Source organism: Paenibacillus polymyxa, assembly GCF_001719045.1.
Classification (GTDB): Bacteria; Bacillota; Bacilli; order Paenibacillales; family Paenibacillaceae; genus Paenibacillus; species Paenibacillus polymyxa_B.
Window position 1 is genome coordinate 4,198,501 of record NZ_CP015423.1, and the last position, 18,252, is coordinate 4,216,752.

The 18,252-nt window shown below is 47.9% G+C and carries 16 protein-coding genes; 13 read left to right on the top strand and 3 right to left on the bottom strand.

The genetic code is table 11. The features are described 5' to 3' along the window. Positions 1-82: 82 nt before the first annotated feature. The 11 genes from AOU00_RS18775 (at position 83) to AOU00_RS18825 (ending at position 12,819) form a co-directional block, all read left to right on the top strand. On the top strand, positions 83-1,426 hold the full coding sequence (locus AOU00_RS18775; RefSeq protein WP_069291333.1) for a flippase: 1,344 nt from the start codon (positions 83-85) through the stop codon (positions 1,424-1,426). Continuing rightward, a complete protein-coding gene (locus AOU00_RS18780) occupies positions 1,413-2,675 on the top strand; it encodes a hypothetical protein (RefSeq protein ID WP_061830266.1) in 1,263 nt (420 codons plus the stop codon). Before AOU00_RS18775 ends, AOU00_RS18780 begins: the two co-directional genes overlap by 14 nt. Positions 2,676-3,421: 746 nt before the next feature. After that, entirely contained in the window at positions 3,422-4,654 is a 1,233-nt protein-coding gene (locus AOU00_RS18785) for a glycosyltransferase family 4 protein (protein WP_069291334.1), read from the top strand. Next, a complete protein-coding gene (locus AOU00_RS18790) occupies positions 4,651-5,892 on the top strand; it encodes a glycosyltransferase family 4 protein (RefSeq protein ID WP_069291335.1) in 1,242 nt (413 codons plus the stop codon). Before AOU00_RS18785 ends, AOU00_RS18790 begins: the two co-directional genes overlap by 4 nt. After that, entirely contained in the window at positions 5,870-6,679 is an 810-nt protein-coding gene (locus tag AOU00_RS18795; protein ID WP_028543099.1) for a WecB/TagA/CpsF family glycosyltransferase, read from the top strand. Before AOU00_RS18790 ends, AOU00_RS18795 begins: the two co-directional genes overlap by 23 nt. A 50-nt stretch (positions 6,680-6,729) precedes the next feature. Continuing rightward, the gene (locus AOU00_RS18800; RefSeq protein ID WP_069292087.1) at positions 6,730-8,070 is read left to right on the top strand and encodes a UDP-glucose dehydrogenase family protein; all 1,341 of its coding nucleotides are present in this window, start codon (positions 6,730-6,732) and stop codon (positions 8,068-8,070) included. A gap of 14 nt (positions 8,071-8,084) precedes the next feature. Next, on the top strand, positions 8,085-9,062 hold the full coding sequence (locus AOU00_RS18805; protein WP_061830261.1) for an LCP family glycopolymer transferase: 978 nt from the start codon (positions 8,085-8,087) through the stop codon (positions 9,060-9,062). Positions 9,063-9,194: 132 nt separating this feature from the next. Beyond that, on the top strand, positions 9,195-9,686 hold the full coding sequence (locus AOU00_RS18810) for a hypothetical protein (RefSeq protein WP_069291336.1): 492 nt from the start codon (positions 9,195-9,197) through the stop codon (positions 9,684-9,686). Between the two features lie 109 nt (positions 9,687-9,795). Next, positions 9,796-10,716, top strand: coding sequence for an ABC transporter ATP-binding protein (locus AOU00_RS18815; protein ID WP_069291337.1), 921 nt, complete (start codon positions 9,796-9,798; stop codon positions 10,714-10,716). Continuing rightward, the gene (locus tag AOU00_RS18820) at positions 10,709-11,491 is read left to right on the top strand and encodes an ABC transporter permease (protein WP_061830258.1); all 783 of its coding nucleotides are present in this window, start codon (positions 10,709-10,711) and stop codon (positions 11,489-11,491) included. Before AOU00_RS18815 ends, AOU00_RS18820 begins: the two co-directional genes overlap by 8 nt. 242 nt (positions 11,492-11,733) lie before the next feature. Beyond that, complete coding sequence (locus AOU00_RS18825; RefSeq protein ID WP_061830257.1) at positions 11,734-12,819, top strand: AI-2E family transporter; 1,086 nt, start codon at positions 11,734-11,736, stop codon at positions 12,817-12,819. A gap of 18 nt (positions 12,820-12,837) precedes the next feature. Here the strand turns inward: AOU00_RS18825 and AOU00_RS18830 are convergent, their stop codons facing one another. Both AOU00_RS18830 and AOU00_RS18835 read right to left on the bottom strand, forming a co-directional pair. Further along, positions 12,838-13,299 (bottom strand): bactofilin family protein, encoded by a 462-nt coding sequence (locus tag AOU00_RS18830; protein ID WP_061830256.1) that lies wholly within the window; start codon positions 13,297-13,299, stop codon positions 12,838-12,840. Between the two features lie 45 nt (positions 13,300-13,344). Beyond that, positions 13,345-14,376, bottom strand: a complete 1,032-nt coding sequence (locus AOU00_RS18835; RefSeq protein WP_023987449.1) for a M23 family metallopeptidase — start codon at positions 14,374-14,376, stop codon at positions 13,345-13,347. A gap of 146 nt (positions 14,377-14,522) precedes the next feature. On the opposite strand from AOU00_RS18835, the gene cls reads away from it, so the two are divergent. Next, positions 14,523-15,953, top strand: a complete 1,431-nt coding sequence (cls, locus tag AOU00_RS18840; RefSeq protein ID WP_069291338.1) for a cardiolipin synthase — start codon at positions 14,523-14,525, stop codon at positions 15,951-15,953. Positions 15,954-16,148: 195 nt separating this feature from the next. After that, positions 16,149-17,093 (top strand): YitT family protein, encoded by a 945-nt coding sequence (locus AOU00_RS18845; RefSeq protein ID WP_081276708.1) that lies wholly within the window; start codon positions 16,149-16,151, stop codon positions 17,091-17,093. A 69-nt stretch (positions 17,094-17,162) separates the two neighbouring features. Here AOU00_RS18845 and ligD read toward each other — a convergent pair whose 3' ends face one another. Further along, positions 17,163-18,065: a non-homologous end-joining DNA ligase gene (gene ligD, locus AOU00_RS18850; RefSeq protein WP_013309189.1), complete on the bottom strand. Its 903-nt coding sequence runs from the start codon at positions 18,063-18,065 to the stop codon at positions 17,163-17,165. Positions 18,066-18,252: the final 187 nt, after the last annotated feature.

The window sequence follows — 18,252 nt, forward strand, 5'->3', positions numbered from 1 at the left end:
GTACATTGATTGCAGCTGCATTGACAGAACAGCAGGTTATAAGGCTGTGCGAAAGGTCATTTTTTAAGATGGAGTAAAACCTATGACATTAGTCAAAAAACGCGCCAAACCGCGCAGAAGTTTGCTGGTGAATACATCCTGGCTGTTCGGTGACAAAATGATTCGCATGGTGTTTGGCCTGGCAGTCAGCATCATCATGGCGAGAGTGTTAGGACCAGAGGAACTGGGAAAGTGGAATTATGCGGAATCCTTTTTCGGGATGTTTCTGATTTTCACGACCCTTGGCTTTGATTCTATATTAGTACGCGATCTTGTCAAAGACCCCAAGGATGAGCATGAGCTATTGGGGACGGCGGTTCTGCTGAAATTGGTAGGTACTCTGATAGCCATTGTACTGTCCTATTCCTTCATTTCACTGCTCAGACCGGAAGATAGTTCAGTGCGGTTGATCAATCTGATTCTGGCTACGGCCTCGATATTTCAATTGTTTGATATCATCGACTACTGGTTTCGTGCGCAGATGTTGTCCAAATACACGGTCGTTGCCAAGAATACCGCTTTTGTTCTCGGCTCCACCATCAAAATCATTCTTTTGTTGTCCGGTGTTCCGATATGGTTGGTGGCGTTGTGTGCTCATGGAGAGTTTCTGTTGGGAAGCCTGCTGCTGCTGTATTTCTTCCATAAGGAAGGACGACGTGTGAACCGATGGACGTTCCGCTTAACCACAGCTCGGCGAATCATGAATCACAGCTGGCCGCTTATATTGTCATCCTCCGCTGTATATGTACAGGCACGGATCGATCAAGTCATTATCGGTGAACTGCTGGGGAATGCTGCGGTCGGGCAATACTCCGTTGCACTCCGACTCATCGAAGTGCTGGGCTTCATTCCGGTCGTTCTGACGACGGCTTATGCTCCGGTGGTGACGCGTTCCAAGCAGAAAGGAAGCGACGAATACAGACAGACATTGTCCAAGGTGTATCGGCTGATGTTTATATGCTTTCTTGTGACCTCGGTACCTTTATTTTTTCTATCGCAATGGGTAGTGGTTGTGCTGTATGGGAGAGAATTTACCGAAGCAGGTTCGCTGTTGTCTCTGTTTGCAATTCGTCTGTTTTTCACCAACTTCAGTGTTGCTAAAAGCTTGTTTATTACCAATGAAAATTTGTTTAGATACACGCTGCTGACCTCGGTGGTAGGGGCGGTTACGAATATCGCTTTCAATTACGCGCTAATCCCTTTGCTTGGTGTGCGAGGGTCGTTAGTGGCGACGATCTTGTCCTTTACGATATCTGTATTTCTATTAGATTTGCTGTTTAAGGAAGTTAAATCTAATTTGGGTTGGATGATAAAGTCCATCCTGACCTTTTGGCGTGTTCAAATTACAGTACCGAAAGTTGGAGAGAACAATCATGATACCCATTAAACCGTTTGTTCGGCATGAGGAACAGTGCCCGCATTGTGGAGGTAAGGTACGTGGTGGAGAGGTGCTGTGGCAGGGAATCCATGTATGTGTCAGTACTGCGTGTGAGGGGTGCGGACGCGAATATCTCGAGGACATGAGGGTCGGTCATGCCACGTATTCACCTTATCGTGTAGAAATGCCTGACTATATTCTGACCGGTGATGCGAAATCGAGAAAATGGCTCGGAGAGCCTTTGCGGCAATCGTTGATGAATCCTTCCTATGACTTAGCAGTCGGCATGACCGTGCATAAAATGAAAGCTTCTACACGTGTAATCATCGTCAACACTATGGATTATTTGTATGGTCATGCGTTGCTCAAGCTGCTCAATGTGCAACGCGAATACGAGCAATCCCCGGACCTGGGAATTATCGTTATTGTGCAAAAGTCGCTGGAGTGGATGGTGCCAGCATATGTGTCTGAAATTTGGACGGTTGATGTGCCATTCAGCAGGGCACGTAACTTTTATCCTGTACTACATCATCGGATGATTGAGGAACTGATGCGTTTTGATGAGGTGTATGTCAGCCCGGCATATTCACATCCCAATCAGTTTGATATTGAGCAGTTTACAGGTGTCTCCCGCTATGACGAGGGGCGTGAGTCGGAGCCGCGCATTACCTTCGTATGGAGGGAAGATCGCTTGTGGAGCGGCAGCCATCATATCGCAAGAGCGGTACAGAAATTTCCGCAGCTCAAACGTGGGCTAAAACCACTAATTTATCATCAGCGCAGTAAAATCATACGGCTGTTCCGCAGGCTAAAAGAAAGCTTCCCAGATCATCGTTTTACAGTCGCTGGACTTGGGCGTACCGGGAGCTTCCCGGCATGGATTTCTGATGAGCGTGTCACACGCTTCGATCGAGAAAGTGAGCTGCGGGTCTGCGAGGTATACGCAGCCAGCCAATTAGTAATCGGTATCCACGGCTCTAATATGCTGCTGCCCTCTGCGCATGCCAGCATGACCATTGATTTGATGCCCAAGGACCGATGGGGGAATTACGCTCAGGATATTTTATTTCACGAAACGGATCATCGGCTTACAGCCTACAAATACCGCTTTGTGCCGATGGAATCGAGTGTGACTCTAGTGGCAGATATGGCAGCTGCCCAGCTCAAAGGGGCAGATCATTTTAATATGCAGATGACGGAGGAAAGGCAGCGTGAACATTCAAGTTGGAGGGGAAAGGCCGCTTCGGGGCGGGTTTGATCCTGGAGCAACTATTGTGGATGGAAGGCCGCTTCGGGACGGATTTGATCTTCCGATCGCTGTTGACGTGGGATTCCTTTGTTTGAATAAAGCCCTACAGAGGGCGGAATCCCACGTCAAAGGCGAACGCTGACGCTTCTCCAGATTCAAATCCTTACCCTCCGCTACCCACCGCCGCCAAAAAGAATTTCCCCCAGCCTATTGGGTGGGGGAGGTAAGAGCCGCCTGGCGATAGCTTCGCCTTATCGCCGCGAACTTCTCGCCGGGCATGCATGCCAGCGAAATTAATGCTCTGTACCGTTCTCTGTCAGGGTGACAGCCGTTTGGTGGATAGCAATCTTTTAGCAGGCGACAATCTAGCCATCGTTAAGGTCTTGTGTCAGCCCAGTGGTAGTAGCTCTATGCTGTTCAATCATTTATCGCTAATGTGATCGGTATACAAGGTAGCGCGAAGTCAACGCCAGCGCGCATTCGCTCTCCGCGCAGCGGGGGGCACTTCATGCCCAGCATTCCCTTTTTTGAAATGAGGTGACTTTATAGACCCGGCGGTCAGTAGCGGAGCGGTCCATTTGAATCTGAAGAAGCGCTAGCGTTCGCCTTTGCAGTGGGATTCTTACCTCGGAATGTTTTATATATCCAGGAATCCCACTGCAACAGCGATCGGAAGATCAAATGGAACGTCCAGCGTTCTCTGAACCCTCCGTGCTCCATAACTCACCCAATATGAAATGGCAGGAGCCCTGATGATGATTCAAAAAATATTGTATCTCCGCAATTTTGCCAGCAAAGTGAACGGGGACTCATACAATTTACAGGAAGTCGGTTTGGGCAAAGCACTCGTTCGAAAAGGCTATGATTGCGATATTGTTTACTACAACGATCGTAAAGAAACCCATCTGGAACAGGTCTACCGTCACGAAGGATGCACCTTGCGTATTATCTGGCTCCACGGGTTTAAGTTCTTAAGCAACAGCATCTACAGAGATGTGCTCAAAGATTCTTTTCTGGATGCCTATGGTCTAATCATTACTACAGAATACAACCAGATCATGACCTATCTGCTTTCTCGCAAATGTCCTGATAAGCTGGCGTTGTATCACGGCCCATACCGAGATAACACGCACGCGCTGATCCGCAAACTATACGATATTATGCTGCTTCCGAGGGTAGCAAAATCTCTACGCCGTACCTATGTCAAATCCGATCTTGCCAAGCGCTATTTGGAGAATAAAGGTTTTGACAACGTGGTTACGATTGGGGTCGGACTGGATCGCAGTAAAGTAGAGAGAGCATTCGATAGTGGCACCAGTAACAACAGTGAAGACATAAGCGGAGAACGTGAGGAAAACCGTGAGGTCGCGAATGAGCTGCGTCGAATCGGAGATCGTCCGGTGCTACTGTATGTTGGTGTATTGGAGGAACGGAGAAATATACGTTTTATGCTGACTACGTTCAAAAGGGTACTCCAAAAGTATCCTAGCTGCCTTTTGTTAATGGTCGGGGATGGACGGAAGGCGGACACAGACCGCTATTGGACATATGCTCATGAACTGGGAATAACGGACAGTATTATTCATTTTTCAAGAGTGGAGCAACGTCATCTGTGGCAGGTTTACGGAGCGGCGGATGTGATGCTGTTTCCGACCCAATACGATATTTTTGGTATGGTGCTGCTGGAAAGCATGCTGTTTCGCGTCCCGATTATCTCTTCGGTAAACGGGGGCTCGGTTACCTTGATTGAGGACGGAGTGAGCGGAGTGATGCTGAGAAGCTTTTCAGAAGAGGAATGGTCTGGTCGAATAGGCGATTTGCTGGATAATGCTGAGCTGAGACGAAGTATGGCGGAGAAGGCCTTCCTTACGGTCGAGCGTATGTCGTGGGATCGCATTGCGGATGAAATAGTAAGCCATCAAGGGATCAAACCTACGAGTTCGAACCACGCTATGCAATCAACGCAGGAAAGAGGGGCAACCACGTGAGCCAACAGGTCAGCAGACAGATGAGCCCTCCTGTGAGCAAGGTGCTGATCATCCATAACTTTTATCAGCAAAGCGGGGGAGAAGACAAGGTTGTCGAGCAAGAATCAGCTATGCTGCGTTCCAGAGGAATAGAGACAGAGCATTACTATGTGCACAACGACAGCATTCAAAGCAGAGGGCTAGCGAACATGGCAAAGCTGGCGGTAGAGGCGGCATGGTCCCTGCCGGAATTCAAAAGAATCAAGAAGCTGCTTTTACAGGTGAAGCCGGATGTGGTACATGTGCATAATTTTTTCCCGGTTATATCCCCTTCGGTCTATCATGCTTGTGAACGGCTGGGGATTCCGGTTGTCCAGACACTGCATAATTACAGGCTGATTTGTCCGGCGGCAACCTTTATGCGAGGGAATAAGGTTTGTGAAAAATGTCTGCACGGCACGCTGCTGCATTCCATCCGTCATGGATGCTATCGAGGTTCACAGCTTCAGACGATTCCGGTAGCGGCGATGATTAAGTTCAACGATCTGATCGGCACATGGCAGCACAAGGTAAGTCGCTATATTGCGCTGACAGAATTTGCACGGGACAAATTTGCCGAAAGCGGTATTCCACTGGATCGTATCGCGGTAAAGCCGAATTTTGTCCATCATAAAACAGTGAAAACCCAGTATGACCCGAATGATCGTTATTTATTGTTCGTGGGGCGGATTTCAGCTGAAAAAGGGGTTCGCAATCTGCTGCAAGCTTGGTCACAGTTGGAAGATCGGGGGGGATTGAGACTGGTCATCATTGGGGATGGTCCGGAAAAGGCTGAATTGACCGCTGCTTATCCGCAGGAAGATGTTCGGTTTCTCGGTAAGCAGGATGGAGACACGGTACTGGATTGCATGAGCCGGGCCATGTATGTCATGGTGCCTTCCATTTGGTATGAAGGATTTCCCATGACCATTGTAGAGTCTTTTTCTGTTGGAACTCCGGTATTATGCAGCCGGCTCGGTGCACTGGAGGAAGTCGTGGAGGACGGGGTGACGGGTTTCCATTTTCAACATGATGATTTGGAAAATATAAAGACTGTGATTCGCTGTGCAGTAGCTTATGAAAACTATGCAGCTATGAGACAGAAGGTGTCGGAAAACTACGCTGCACGCTATACGGAAGAAGTGAATGTGAAGCAGCTGATGGCGATATATAGCGAGGCGATGGAGGAGCGTGATTATGAAGCAGCTGCCCCAATATAGAGTCGGAAGGATTGCGGATGCAGATATTGCAGCACTGACGTTTCAGGAGACGGTACACATGCTGGAACAATGGGCAGTCGAACGAAAGGACGGCTATGTTTGTATTTGCAACACGCATTCCATTGTCACAGCCGGGAATCATTCCGAGTTCCACGAAGCGCTCACTCAAGCCGATTTGTGTACTCCCGATGGTATGCCGTTGGTATGGGCGCTCAAGCTGTACGGATTTGAGCGTCAGGATCGGGTAGATGGTCCCAGTCTGATGCTCAAGCTGTGCGAACGTGCGCCACAGACGAAGGTAAGTATATATTTTTACGGCAGTACGCCGGATACGCTGGATAGCTTAAAAGAAAGAGTAGAACAGGATTACCCTGGAATCCGCATCGCGGGCAGCTTTTCACCACCATTTCGTGAGCTTCATCCAGATGAGGAGGAGCGGATCATTGATGAAATCAATGCGTCCGGCGCGCATATCATATTCGTCAGCTTAGGCTGCCCGAAGCAGGAAATATGGATGCATCGAAACAAAGACCGCATTCATGGCGTGATGATTGGAGTAGGGGCGGCCTTTGACTATATCACTGGAAAGGTTCGTAGACCGCCACTAGCGATACAAAAGCTGGGGCTGGAGTGGCTGTATCGTCTGATCTGCGAACCGAAGCGATTATGGAAGAGGTATGCCTATAACAATCCGATGTATGTATACCGTTTTCTAAAATCTTATCGGCAAAACAAACGGCTTACGCTTTATCATAATCGGCTTGCAGGAAGAGATATAGAGAAGTGAAGTCGGTAAAAGCGGATGCAATAAGACCGCATGTAAAAGGGGGAGTTGCTTTGAAGTTATGTGTAATTGGTGCAGGGTATGTCGGGCTAGTGTCGGGGGTCTGTTTTGCCGCACTTGGGAATACCGTCGTCTGCGTAGATCAGAATGAGGACAAAATTCATCAGCTGCGTGCAGGTGGGGTGCCGATTTATGAACCGGGATTAAAGGCTCTTATTAAAGATAATGTAGAACAAGGCCGACTAAGCTTTACAACAGATACGGCTGCTTCGGTGGAGGCAGCCGAAATTGTTATTTTGGCGGTCGGCACGCCTTCACTGCCAGGCGGAGAAGCGAACCTGTCCTATATTGAAGAAGCCGCCTGCGAGGTGGCAGACGCCATGAATGGCTACAAAGTAATTGTCACCAAAAGCACGGTGCCTGTCGGAACGAACGAACGTATTCAAAATTGGATTGCGAGCCGCACAAATTATCCGTTTGGTGTGGCTTCGGTTCCTGAATTTTTACGCGAAGGCTCAGCAGTCATAGACACCCTACAGCCAGATCGAATCATCATCGGAGCTTCCGATCCGCATGTGTCCGCTGTGCTGACTACTCTGCACGAGCCGCTGACGACAAATATCGTAACCACGGATATCCGTTCGGCGGAGATGATCAAGTACGCGTCGAATGCTTTTTTGGCGACCAAAATTTCGTTTATTAATGAGATTGCAAATATTTGCGAAAAGGTGGGCGCAGACGTTACACGCGTGGCACACGGTATGGGACTGGATCAGCGGATCGGTTCCTCCTTTTTGTCTGCTGGTATCGGCTATGGGGGTTCCTGTTTTCCCAAGGATACACAAGCTCTGATCCAAATTGCAGGTAACGTGGACTATGAATTCAAGCTGCTGAAATCTGTGGTGGAAGTGAATCAGGGGCAACGTTTTAACGTGATTCGTAAACTGAAAGAGGCGCTGGGTGATCTGGAGGGAGCTACAATTGGTATATGGGGACTGGCCTTTAAACCGAATACAGATGACGTAAGAGATGCCCCGGCGCTGGATATCATGCAGTCGCTGCTGGAGGCAGGGGCGCAAATTCGTGCATATGACCCGATCGCGACGGCTAACTTCCGCAAACTGCTGGACAGCTCGGAAGTAACGTGGGCAGATAGCGCACGAGAAGCGGCAGAGGGATGTGACGCACTGTGTCTATTGACGGAATGGGAAGAATTTGGTGATATCGGGTTGGGTGAACTGAATGAGCTTATGAAGTATCCAATTATGATTGACGGACGCAATGTGTACAGCGAAGAGCAAATCAGACAATCCGCCTTTGCATACTATTCTGTCGGCAGGCCACAGATGAACAATCTGGATGTAGATCGTCATCAGTCTGTAGTGAATCCGTAAAGGGGAGGCTGCGTATGAAACGATGGCTGAAGGTGACATTGGGGGCTGCGGCGTTAATGGTCGTAGGGGCTACTGCCTACACCGCTTATGTGTATCATTCCTTTAAAACAGCGGCGAATGCGATGTATCATCCGCGCAGCATCGTGCAGCCTGGGGCGGTTTCTACCCTTGCAACGGGCGGAGCAGGGCGATCTGTAGGTACAGACACGGGATCAAGTACACCCAATCCGGCAGCCATCTCCCAGTTCAAGCCGTTCACCGTGCTGGTGCTGGGCGTAGATCGGCGGCCTCACGATCCAGGACGATCGGATACGATGATCGTTTTGTCTGTTAACCCTGCCGAAGGCTCTATGTTGATGTTCAACATTCCGCGTGATACGCGAACAGAGTTGATCGGCAAGGGGCGTGAGGACAAAATCAATCACGCTTTTGCTTTTGGGGGCGTGGATATGTCGATTCGTACGGTTGAGCATTTTTTGAACCATCCGATAGATTACTATGTGCAGATGAACATGGAAGGGTTTGCGAAAATGGTGGACCTTATGGGGGGAGTGGAGGTTCATAATCCACTTGATTTTCAATATGAGGGCCATCATTTTGCGCAGGGTAATTTGAACTTGAACGGGGCTGAGGCGTTGGCCTACGCTCGTATGCGATTCGATGATCCACGTGGGGATCTCGGAAGAAATGCCCGCCAGCGGGAGCTCCTCAAGCAAATTCTGGCCCAGTCCATCAGCAAGGAAGGGCTGTTGAGGGTAAAGCCGATACTGGAGGCAGCGGGGGAGCAGATTCGCACAGACATTACCTTTGACGATATGACCACTTTCCTGACCCGGATCGGTCCGTCCCTCAAGCAGATGGATACCGTTGAACTGAAGGGACAGGGGCGTAAAATCAACGGTGTATATTATTACATTGTGGAGGAGCAGGAACGCCAGCGTCTCCATGGAGTGCTGGAGAAGCACATGCTTACCACGGCCATATCGCCTTAGGTAAGCTTTATGTAGACGGGTGCCCTATTTGGGAGGTCACCCGTAATTTTCTTCTAAAGACTTCTAAACAAGGCTTGTCCCACATACATCTGTAGAGAATTCGGTATAGTCCAACAGAAGGAGGGGCAATGTGTGCTGTTTAGAAGGAGAGCGGCTTCGGCGTTCGTCCGTAAGCTATTATATTTTGCCATCATATGTGGATTGTTATGGCTACTGTGGTTGGGTCTGCGTGGGGTGATGTCTACAGGCGAGGGCGATCAAGCGGCAGAAGCACTGAACGAGTTCTACACTATGGAGCAATCGGGAAATTTCGGAGGATCATGGGAGTTTTTTCATTCGCAAATGAAAAAGAAATTCGAGAAATCTACGTATGTACAGCAGCGTGCGCACGTTTTTATGCAGGATATGGGGACGGATACGTTTACGTTTGAACTGGGGGAGCCGCAGGCTGAATATGACATTCGTACCGATCCGAATGGAGAAGAGTTAGGGAAGGTTTACCGTATTACGGTCACTCAGCATTACAAGACCCGATTCGGTAATTTTGATATCGTACAGCCTTGTTATGTGACACAGGAAGATGAGAAATGGCGGGTGCTTTGGATATACAAGGACAAGGAATAGAGGTTGCGTAGTGTTTCTAAAAGGTTAAATATGGTACAATACTTCCAAAACCGGAAATGTAAAGTAAAATGGATAACAGCTTCACTCCGGGTGGAAGGAGTTTCATAGTATGCAGCAAGCGACAGGACAGGTTCCCGTCATACGTATGGAGGGTGTGAGTAAAATCATTTCCTCAAAAGCGATCGTGGATGATCTGACGCTGGAGGTTCCGGCGGGCCAGGTATTTGGTTTCCTCGGACCCAATGGTGCGGGAAAAACGACTACCATCCGTATGATGGTTGGCCTGATTTCGATCAGCAAGGGCGATATTCATATTTGTGGAGACAGCATTAATACCGATTTTGAGAAGGCCGTTTCCCATGTCGGCGCGATTGTTGAGAACCCGGAGATGTACAAGTTTTTGACAGGCTATCAAAATTTGCAGCATTTTGCGCGAATGTCTCCTGGGGTGACCCAAGAGCGCGTGGATGAAGCGATTCGTTTGGTGGGACTCGGAAACCGAATTCATGACAAAGTAAAAACCTACTCGCTCGGGATGCGGCAGCGACTTGGGGTAGCTCAGGCAATTTTGCATCGACCGAAGCTGCTCGTGCTGGACGAGCCGACCAATGGCTTGGACCCGCAGGGTATTCGAGAACTGCGAGATTATTTGCGTCAATTGACCCGTACGGAAGGAATTACCGTGTTCGTATCAAGCCATTTGTTGTCCGAGATGGAGCTGATGTGCGACCGTGTAGCCATTATTCAGAGCGGACGGCTGGTTGATATCAAGCAGCTGAAGAATACAGGGGAGGAAGTGCAGACGGCAGAAATTGCTTTTGAGGTAAATGATGCCGAGCAAGCTTATGCGCTTGCTGGAGCAGGGCGCGTCGAAGGCAATCAACTGCTGCTTCACTTGGAGCGGGAACAGATCGCAGAGATGAACAGCCTGCTGGCTGCAAACGGAATTAAAGTATATGCGATTCGCCCGATTGCCCGTACGCTGGAAGATCAATTTTTGGAAGTGACGGGAGGCGGGTTCATTGGCTGATTTTTTCAAGTTGGTACATAACGAAAATCTGAAAATTTACCTGCGTGTGCGCACATGGATTATGCTGGGTCTGCTGGCGGTCATCACGGCTGCGATTCCGATGCTGATTTCCCTGGTTTCCGATCAGGTCAGTGTGTGGGATGGAATTGCGTTGACGACGTTGTTTACATTTTTCCTCAATACGACGTTTACGGTCATTGTAGCCGCTGATTCGGTGGCTGGTGAATTTACTTGGGGAACGATTAAGTTGTTACTCATCCGACCTTGGACTCGCAGCAAAATATTGTTGTCCAAGTATATATCCGTGATTTTGTTCAGTTTGCTCGGAACGATCATTTTGATCTTGATGGTTACGCTGTCCTCATGGCTGATGTTATCCAAAGATGCACCAGCGGGTTCTGTTCCGCTGTTCAGTGATCCGATATCTTATGTAACGCTGAACTTCTTGTATAGCTATATCGCCTTATTCGTGACGATGGCCTTTGCATTTATGCTATCCGCAGTTTTCCGTTCCAGTGCCTTGGCGATTGGGCTGTCGTTGTTCATGATGTTCACCAAAACAGTCTATAACTCTATTGGCTTGTTCAGCACAGATCGTTATGAATGGACCAAATACGTACTATTTACACATATGGATCTGAAAAAATATCTAGATATGCCGCCGGGAACAGTAAGTTCCAGTCTAACCTTTTCGCTCACCGTGCTGGCCGCCTATTATGTGATTTTTATCGCCATTGCCTGGGTGGTTTTCGTAAAACGGGATGTTTCGACCTAAATGGAAGTGCCATAGAGTAACACAAAGGACGTTCAAATGCCTAGCATTTGGACGTCCTTTTTATTATTTCAGGAATTTGCAAAATATTCATTTTACGCTATTTTATCCTGTATCTATGTTATTTTTGCTGCACATTCTGAGCGTAGGGGTATATTGTAATCTATTTTCAGCAACAATCAATCAATAGGGTCATTTTGCGTTTAAAGAGGTAGAGAGAACAGAACAGAGGGGGGCCGCATGATATGCTGCAAAATAATCGTTTTTTTCGTCTGACTACTGGTATTGTCATGCTATTACTCATCATTTACTTGGGTACCAAAGTAAGCTTTATATTCAGTCCTCTCGTATCGTTGGTCAGCTTGCTGGTTGTACCGTTGATGCTATCTTTTTTCCTCTATTATTTATTGAGGCCGATTGTAGATGTAATGGAACGTAGAAAAATCAAACGATCTATCTCCATCTTGCTGATTTATTTGGTCATTGGAGTGTTATTGTTTGTTTTCTCATGGGGTGTGTGGCCTACGCTGCGTGATCAGGTAACCAATTTATTTGAAAATGCGCCGAAGCTCATTAAAAGTCTGGTTGATCAATTGAGCCAATGGCGGCATAATCAATCCTTGAGACAAGTGCTGCCTCCGGGTGAAGACCCGCTGTCACAACTGTCAGATACGTTGAACGAAGCTTTTTCGACACTGTCTGATTACTCGGTAAAGCTGGTATCGTTCGTATCCTACTTTTTTATCGTATTGGCTACTTTTCCCATATTGCTCTATTACATGCTGAAGGAAGGAAGCAAGTTTGGCCCTAAAATGCTAAACTTCTTTCCTAAAAAATATCACAAAGACGCGTTGGAGGTCATGGAAGATATCGATAGCGCGCTCAGCAGCTTTATCGTGAGTCGGGTGCTGATCAATGTCGCGTTGGGTGTGATGATGTTCCTTGGATTTTTAATTATAGGTTTGCCTTATGCCTTGCTGCTCGCCGTTATTTCGATTTTTCTTAATTTTATTCCCTATGTGGGGGCAGTGGCTGCTTCTATACCTGTAGTTATTATTGGATTTCTCGAATCACCTTCGATGGCGCTCTGGTCGCTGGTCGTGGTGATTGCTGCACAGCAAATTCAGGATAATTGGCTGTCACCTATAGTTTTTGGCAAGCAGCTGGATATTCATCCGTTGACAGTCGTTATTTTACTGTTGGTTGGTGGCGACCTGCTCGGGATTCTGGGCATCATTTTGGTGATTCCATTGTATATGTGCGGAAAAATTGTCATACGTAAGGTGTACCAATTATTTTTGGAACGCAGAGTGGAGGATATTATGGAATGAATGGAGTGTATACTGATTTTATCCTGCTTCGGATTGCAGATCGGCTTGGCTGTCCTCCCTGTTTTTGCTGAAACTAGATTGGGTTTCGTCGTTTGACTCATCCGTAGAAGTTGACAACTCTACATCCTTTGTTCGGTTCATTTGACTTGTGCCGTCCAGTACACCGCCTTCAGATATGACCAATGCAGCGGTCGCCGTATTTCCGTACAGTTCACCTGTCGGCGTAATGGTCAGTCGTCCTTCTGTAGTAATGCTGCCGAACACCTTACCGGCAAGAATGACGTCTTGTGCGATGATGTCCGAACGTACCACAGCAGATTCTCCAATGACGACAGTACGAGTGCTGCGGATATCGCCCTGAAAATGACCGTCAATCCGAATATTGGCCTCTGCCTCAACTGTACCTTCAAAGCTGGTGCCATTAGCGAGCAGTGTATCCATAGCTGGGGCGGAGAGCTTTTTTTTGGATTCCTTGAACATGATGGTTTTCCCCCAATCTTTTATTGTAAGGATTTTGAAAAGTCCTCATTGTACATACAGTAATGGATCGACAGGTTGGTTATGCTTGACGATCTGAAAATGAAGATGAGGTCCCGTGCTTCTCCCGGTACTTCCTAACAGACCGATGGTCTGTCCTTTGTGGACACGATCTCCCGGAGCCACCTGCATGCCGCTCAGGTGCATATACCAGCTCTGGAGTCCGTCAGGATGCTGGATGATGATGCACTTGCCGCGGGCTCCGCTAGAAGCAGCCTCCAAGACGGTACCTGCTCCTGCTGCATAGACTGGATCACCGGTTTGTCCGGCAATGTCCACGCCTGAATGAAAGGCAGATCTACCCGTAAAAGGGTCGCTGCGATAGCCGAAGCTGGAGGTCATTCGCCGTGAACCTACAGGCCAAACGGAGGGATTCCCTTGTTCGGCAAGAGCCAGCCTACGGGTCTGGAGTAGCTGTGCGGCTTGTTTGCGCTCCAGATTCTGCTGTACGGCATTTGCTTGCTGAATAGAGCGGGGAACCGTACGTTCCACCGTGTCCAACAGAGATTCGATCTCCTGAAAATCATCCATTGCCTGGCGAGTTAGGAGGGCAGTATTTTCATGCACTGCGATCAGTTCACCTCCAATATGGCCGGAAGCATCCCAGGAGAGCGGCGTCATGGTCTTTTTATGGTTACTTGTGGCAGATGAGTTTCCGTGTTTACGAATGAATTGCTGCATTTGTTGTTCCAGCTCTGTTACGCGCTGAAGGCGTTCACGAATATTGGTGGCTTGATTCGTCAGCTCCATGACTTCCTGCCGTAGTCGCCCAATGGCTGCATCCTTGTCCGCTACCGTGACCTCCATCTGCAAACTCTGGACAGCAAGATTCGTTTCCATTTGGGAGATAATATGGGAAGAACGGATTTGCAGCCCGATCACGAGTGTAGAGATAGACGCGATCACAAGAGTTGGGACGAGAATGACAGCGGCTGTAGAGCATTGTAGCTGCTTGGGCGGTTGCTGTGCATCCCGAATAACAAGCAGGGTCATCCGGCGATTTAGGCTTCCTTTTTTCATAATCGCTCCTTTCCGGACATCGCTCCTATAGTGCTTGGTTACTATCTATTCAGCTTAAGAGGCAAACATGTCAAAAAAATTGGAGCTTAGTATAAAACGTAGATGAGGATTTTGCAAAATCCTAAGATATATAAGGAGGCTTAGAAATGCTGTGGTTGCTGTTGGTTTTAATTGTTTTTATTTTTCAGACCGGGACGATCCTGCTCTTTGAATTTCGCAAGCCGTCCAAAGCGGTAGCCTGGCTCTTTATTTTGTTTTGCTTCCCGCTCATTGGCTTTGTCGTGTACTACTTTGTTGCACAGGATTATCAGAAGCGCAAAATGGTCCGAAAAGGGGGATCACAGCTGTTTCGTGAATTTCGCGAGCGTCTGTGGGCGCAATCCAAAGTGATTGAACATGTGGAGCAAATGCATAATCCTCATTTCAAGCATCAGGAGCGGCTGTTTAACCAGTTAATTCGCATGTCGGAAAACCCGTTGACTGGATGTAATCGCACACGTGTGCTGACGAACGGGGAGGAAACCTTCGAGGCTATGCTGACAGCGATGGAACATGCACAGCATCATATCCATGTGGAGTTTTACATATTTCGGGCCGATGAAATCGGAAGAAAGTTTCAAGAGGTCATGATCCGCAAGGCACGTGAGGGAGTAAAGGTACGATTCGTTGTGGACGGTGTAGGAAGCTATAATTTGCCTTATTCCTTTATTCGTACCTGTAGTGAGGCGGGAGTGGAATTTCATTATTTTCTACCTCCGTTTTTCGCCACGTTGGATCGCCGGATTAACTATCGCAATCACAGGAAAATCGTGGTGGTGGACGGCATGATTGGATTTGTGGGTGGGATTAACATAGGCGACGATTATCTCGGAAAATACCCCAAAGTGGGATTTTGGAGGGATACGCATTTGCAGATTGAAGGAGATAGCGTCTATTTTCTGCAAAATGCATTTCTTAGCGACTGGAAGCTGGCCTCAGGGGAGAGATTGATGGATGTGAATTTATTTCCTCCACATACCTGCACCGGGGATGAGGAAGTACAGATTTTGAGCAGTGGTCCCGATCAGGTATGGGATACGATTCAGGAAATGTGTTTTGGTGCGCTCACGGTTGCCAAAAAGCGGATTTGGATTACGACGCCGTATTTTATTCCCGATCCGGGGATTCATGAGGCGCTCAAGCTGGCAGCAGTCAGTGGCGTAGATGTGAAAATTATTATTCCCTACCAATCTGATTCGAAGCTGGTTCATCTGGCGTCTTTATCCTATGTGCAAGAATTGTTGGAGACAGGGGTGGAGTTCTACCAATATCGAAAAGGATTTATTCACGCCAAAGTGGTGATTGTCGATGATTTACTCGGCTCGGTCGGGACCGCCAATATGGACATGCGCAGCTTTTTCTATAATTTTGAGTTGACCGCTGTAGTTTTTGCTAATTCAGCGCTGGAACGGCTTTCGGCAGATTTTGTAGAGGACATTTCCAACTCCTCACGCATTGATTTGAACGTGTTCCGCAGACGGCCTCGATCTCAGAAAACAGCTGAAATTCTAACTCGCATGCTCTCTCCACTCCTTTAAAGGCGATTTTCGACGTTTTTATCGCTATAATCCCACTTTATTGTGATTTATGTGCTCTTTGCTAACTTTTTTGCGCAAAATCGCAGTTTTATGGTATACTATTCATATAACACAAGCGCGGTAAAGGAGAGGGGACTGCGGATAGCAGCCCCTTTTTCGGTCCAATATACCATACTGTAACGGGGGGATTTATATATGAGTGTAGTGAGCAAGGAAGTCCAAAATCTGTCTGAGATCACAGATGTGACCGGAGAGTTGACCAAGATCAGCAAAATTCCAGCTAATCCGAAGAACAAAGTAAAACGCCTGTTTCAGCGTGCAGCCATGATTGTGGTTGGTGCAGCTTTGATGGCAGTGGGATTGGAAATATTTCTGGTTCCTAACGGCGTTATTGACGGAGGCGTTACAGGTATTTCCATCATGGCCTCCAAGATTACTGGCTATCCGCTCGGTATTTTCCTGACCCTGTTGAACCTTCCATTTTTACTTATCGGCTACAAACAAATCGGTAAAACCTTCGCTTTATCCACATTATTCGGTATCGTCGTTATGTCCATCGGAACCGCGTTACTTCACAATGTAAGTGCATTGACTCCTGGCGAACCGCTGCTCGGCGCTATTTTTGGGGGCGTTATTCTCGGTGTTGGGGTGGGTCTTGTGATTCGGTCCGGCGGCTCGCTGGATGGGACAGAGATCGTAGCTATTCTCGTCAGTGAAAAAACTCCTTTTTCGGTCGGTGAGATCGTACTGTTCGTTAATATCTTCATTCTGGGAAGTGCAGGTTTTGTGTTCGGTTGGCCGAATGCTCTGTACTCCATGATTGCTTATTATATCGCCATGAAAATGATTGATATTACGATTGAAGGTCTGGATCAGTCCAAATCGGTCTGGATTATTAGTGAAAAATACCGTGATATCGGGGATGCCCTGACAGACCGTCTTGGACGGGGCGTCACTTATCTGGAAGGTGAAGGCGGCTTTACGGGTGAAAGCAAGAAAGTGATTTTCGTCGTCATTACCCGACTGGAGGAAGCGAAGCTGAAGAGCATCGTTGAAGATTGGGACCCGCACGCTTTCGTTGCGATCGGTAACATTCACGATGTGAAGGGCGGACGCTTTAAGAAAAAAGGAATACACTAGCGCAAGGGGACAATTTCTCAGCCTAATGGCTGCGGAGTTCGTCCCCTTTTTTGTTCTTCCAAGCATGGATCAGGTTCGGTGTGCCTTGGTGCGCATATGCTTGAGGACGTCTTCTACAGGCTGGGGAGGAACCTTGTCGATCAAGTCGCCTACCTGGTTTAGTCGTTCCTCAATATTCAGCAAATGGTAGTCAAGTGGTGATACATCTTGCCGTACCTCTTCCCAGGTTAGTGGAGTGGAGACCGTAGCGCCAGGGCGTGCCCGCGGGGTATAAGGAGCGGCCAGAGTTTTCCCCTGATAATGCTGCAAGTAATCAAAATAGATGGCTGTTCCACGATCCTTCTTTAACCGTTCGAGTGTGAACAGATGCGGGTGCTTTTCTGTCACAAACTGCCCGACTAATAGCCCGATGCTGCGAAGTTCATCGAAGGTTATGCCTGTACGGATCGGAACGATAATTTGTACACCTGTAGCCCCGGATGTTTTGGGGACGGAATCCAAACCAAGCGAAGCCAGTACTTCTCCGACAATAGAGGCGGCCTCCATAATACGTGGCTCCACCTCTCTGGATGGATCAAGGTCTATCATCCATTCACAGGGCAGCTTGCTTCCCGCTTCATGTAGAGAGGGGTGGAATTCCAACGCAGCCTGATTACCAAGCCAGAGGAGTTGTGGCAATTTGCCGAGCACGATATATTCAATACCATCATGCAGAGCGGTTTCAATATAGTCTGGCCGAGGACGTGGGGCATTTTTTTGATAAAAAAAATCACCGTGAATCCCATGTGGCCAGCGGATGACGGTCAGCAGACGATGATGGCAATATTTGAGCAGGAAGGGAGCCAATACCGCGAGCTTGCGAAGATATAGCGCCTTAGTCACGCCTGCTTCAGGCCACAGCGGTTTATCTGGGTTTGTGATAGGAATTTCCTGACCTTCAATGGTAATTGTACCTTTAACAGCTTGTCCCATAGTGCTATCCTCCTTTGGTTAATATACAGCAAAATCTTTATTTACAGGCTGATTGTTGAGCTCATAGATCTACATATGGTTTAACATGAACGTGAAGTGCTGAATTTATCCATCAAAGGGATTGACAAGATACACTATGTATCATAAATTTATAATAAAAATACGATATGTATCTATCAAAGTGTCT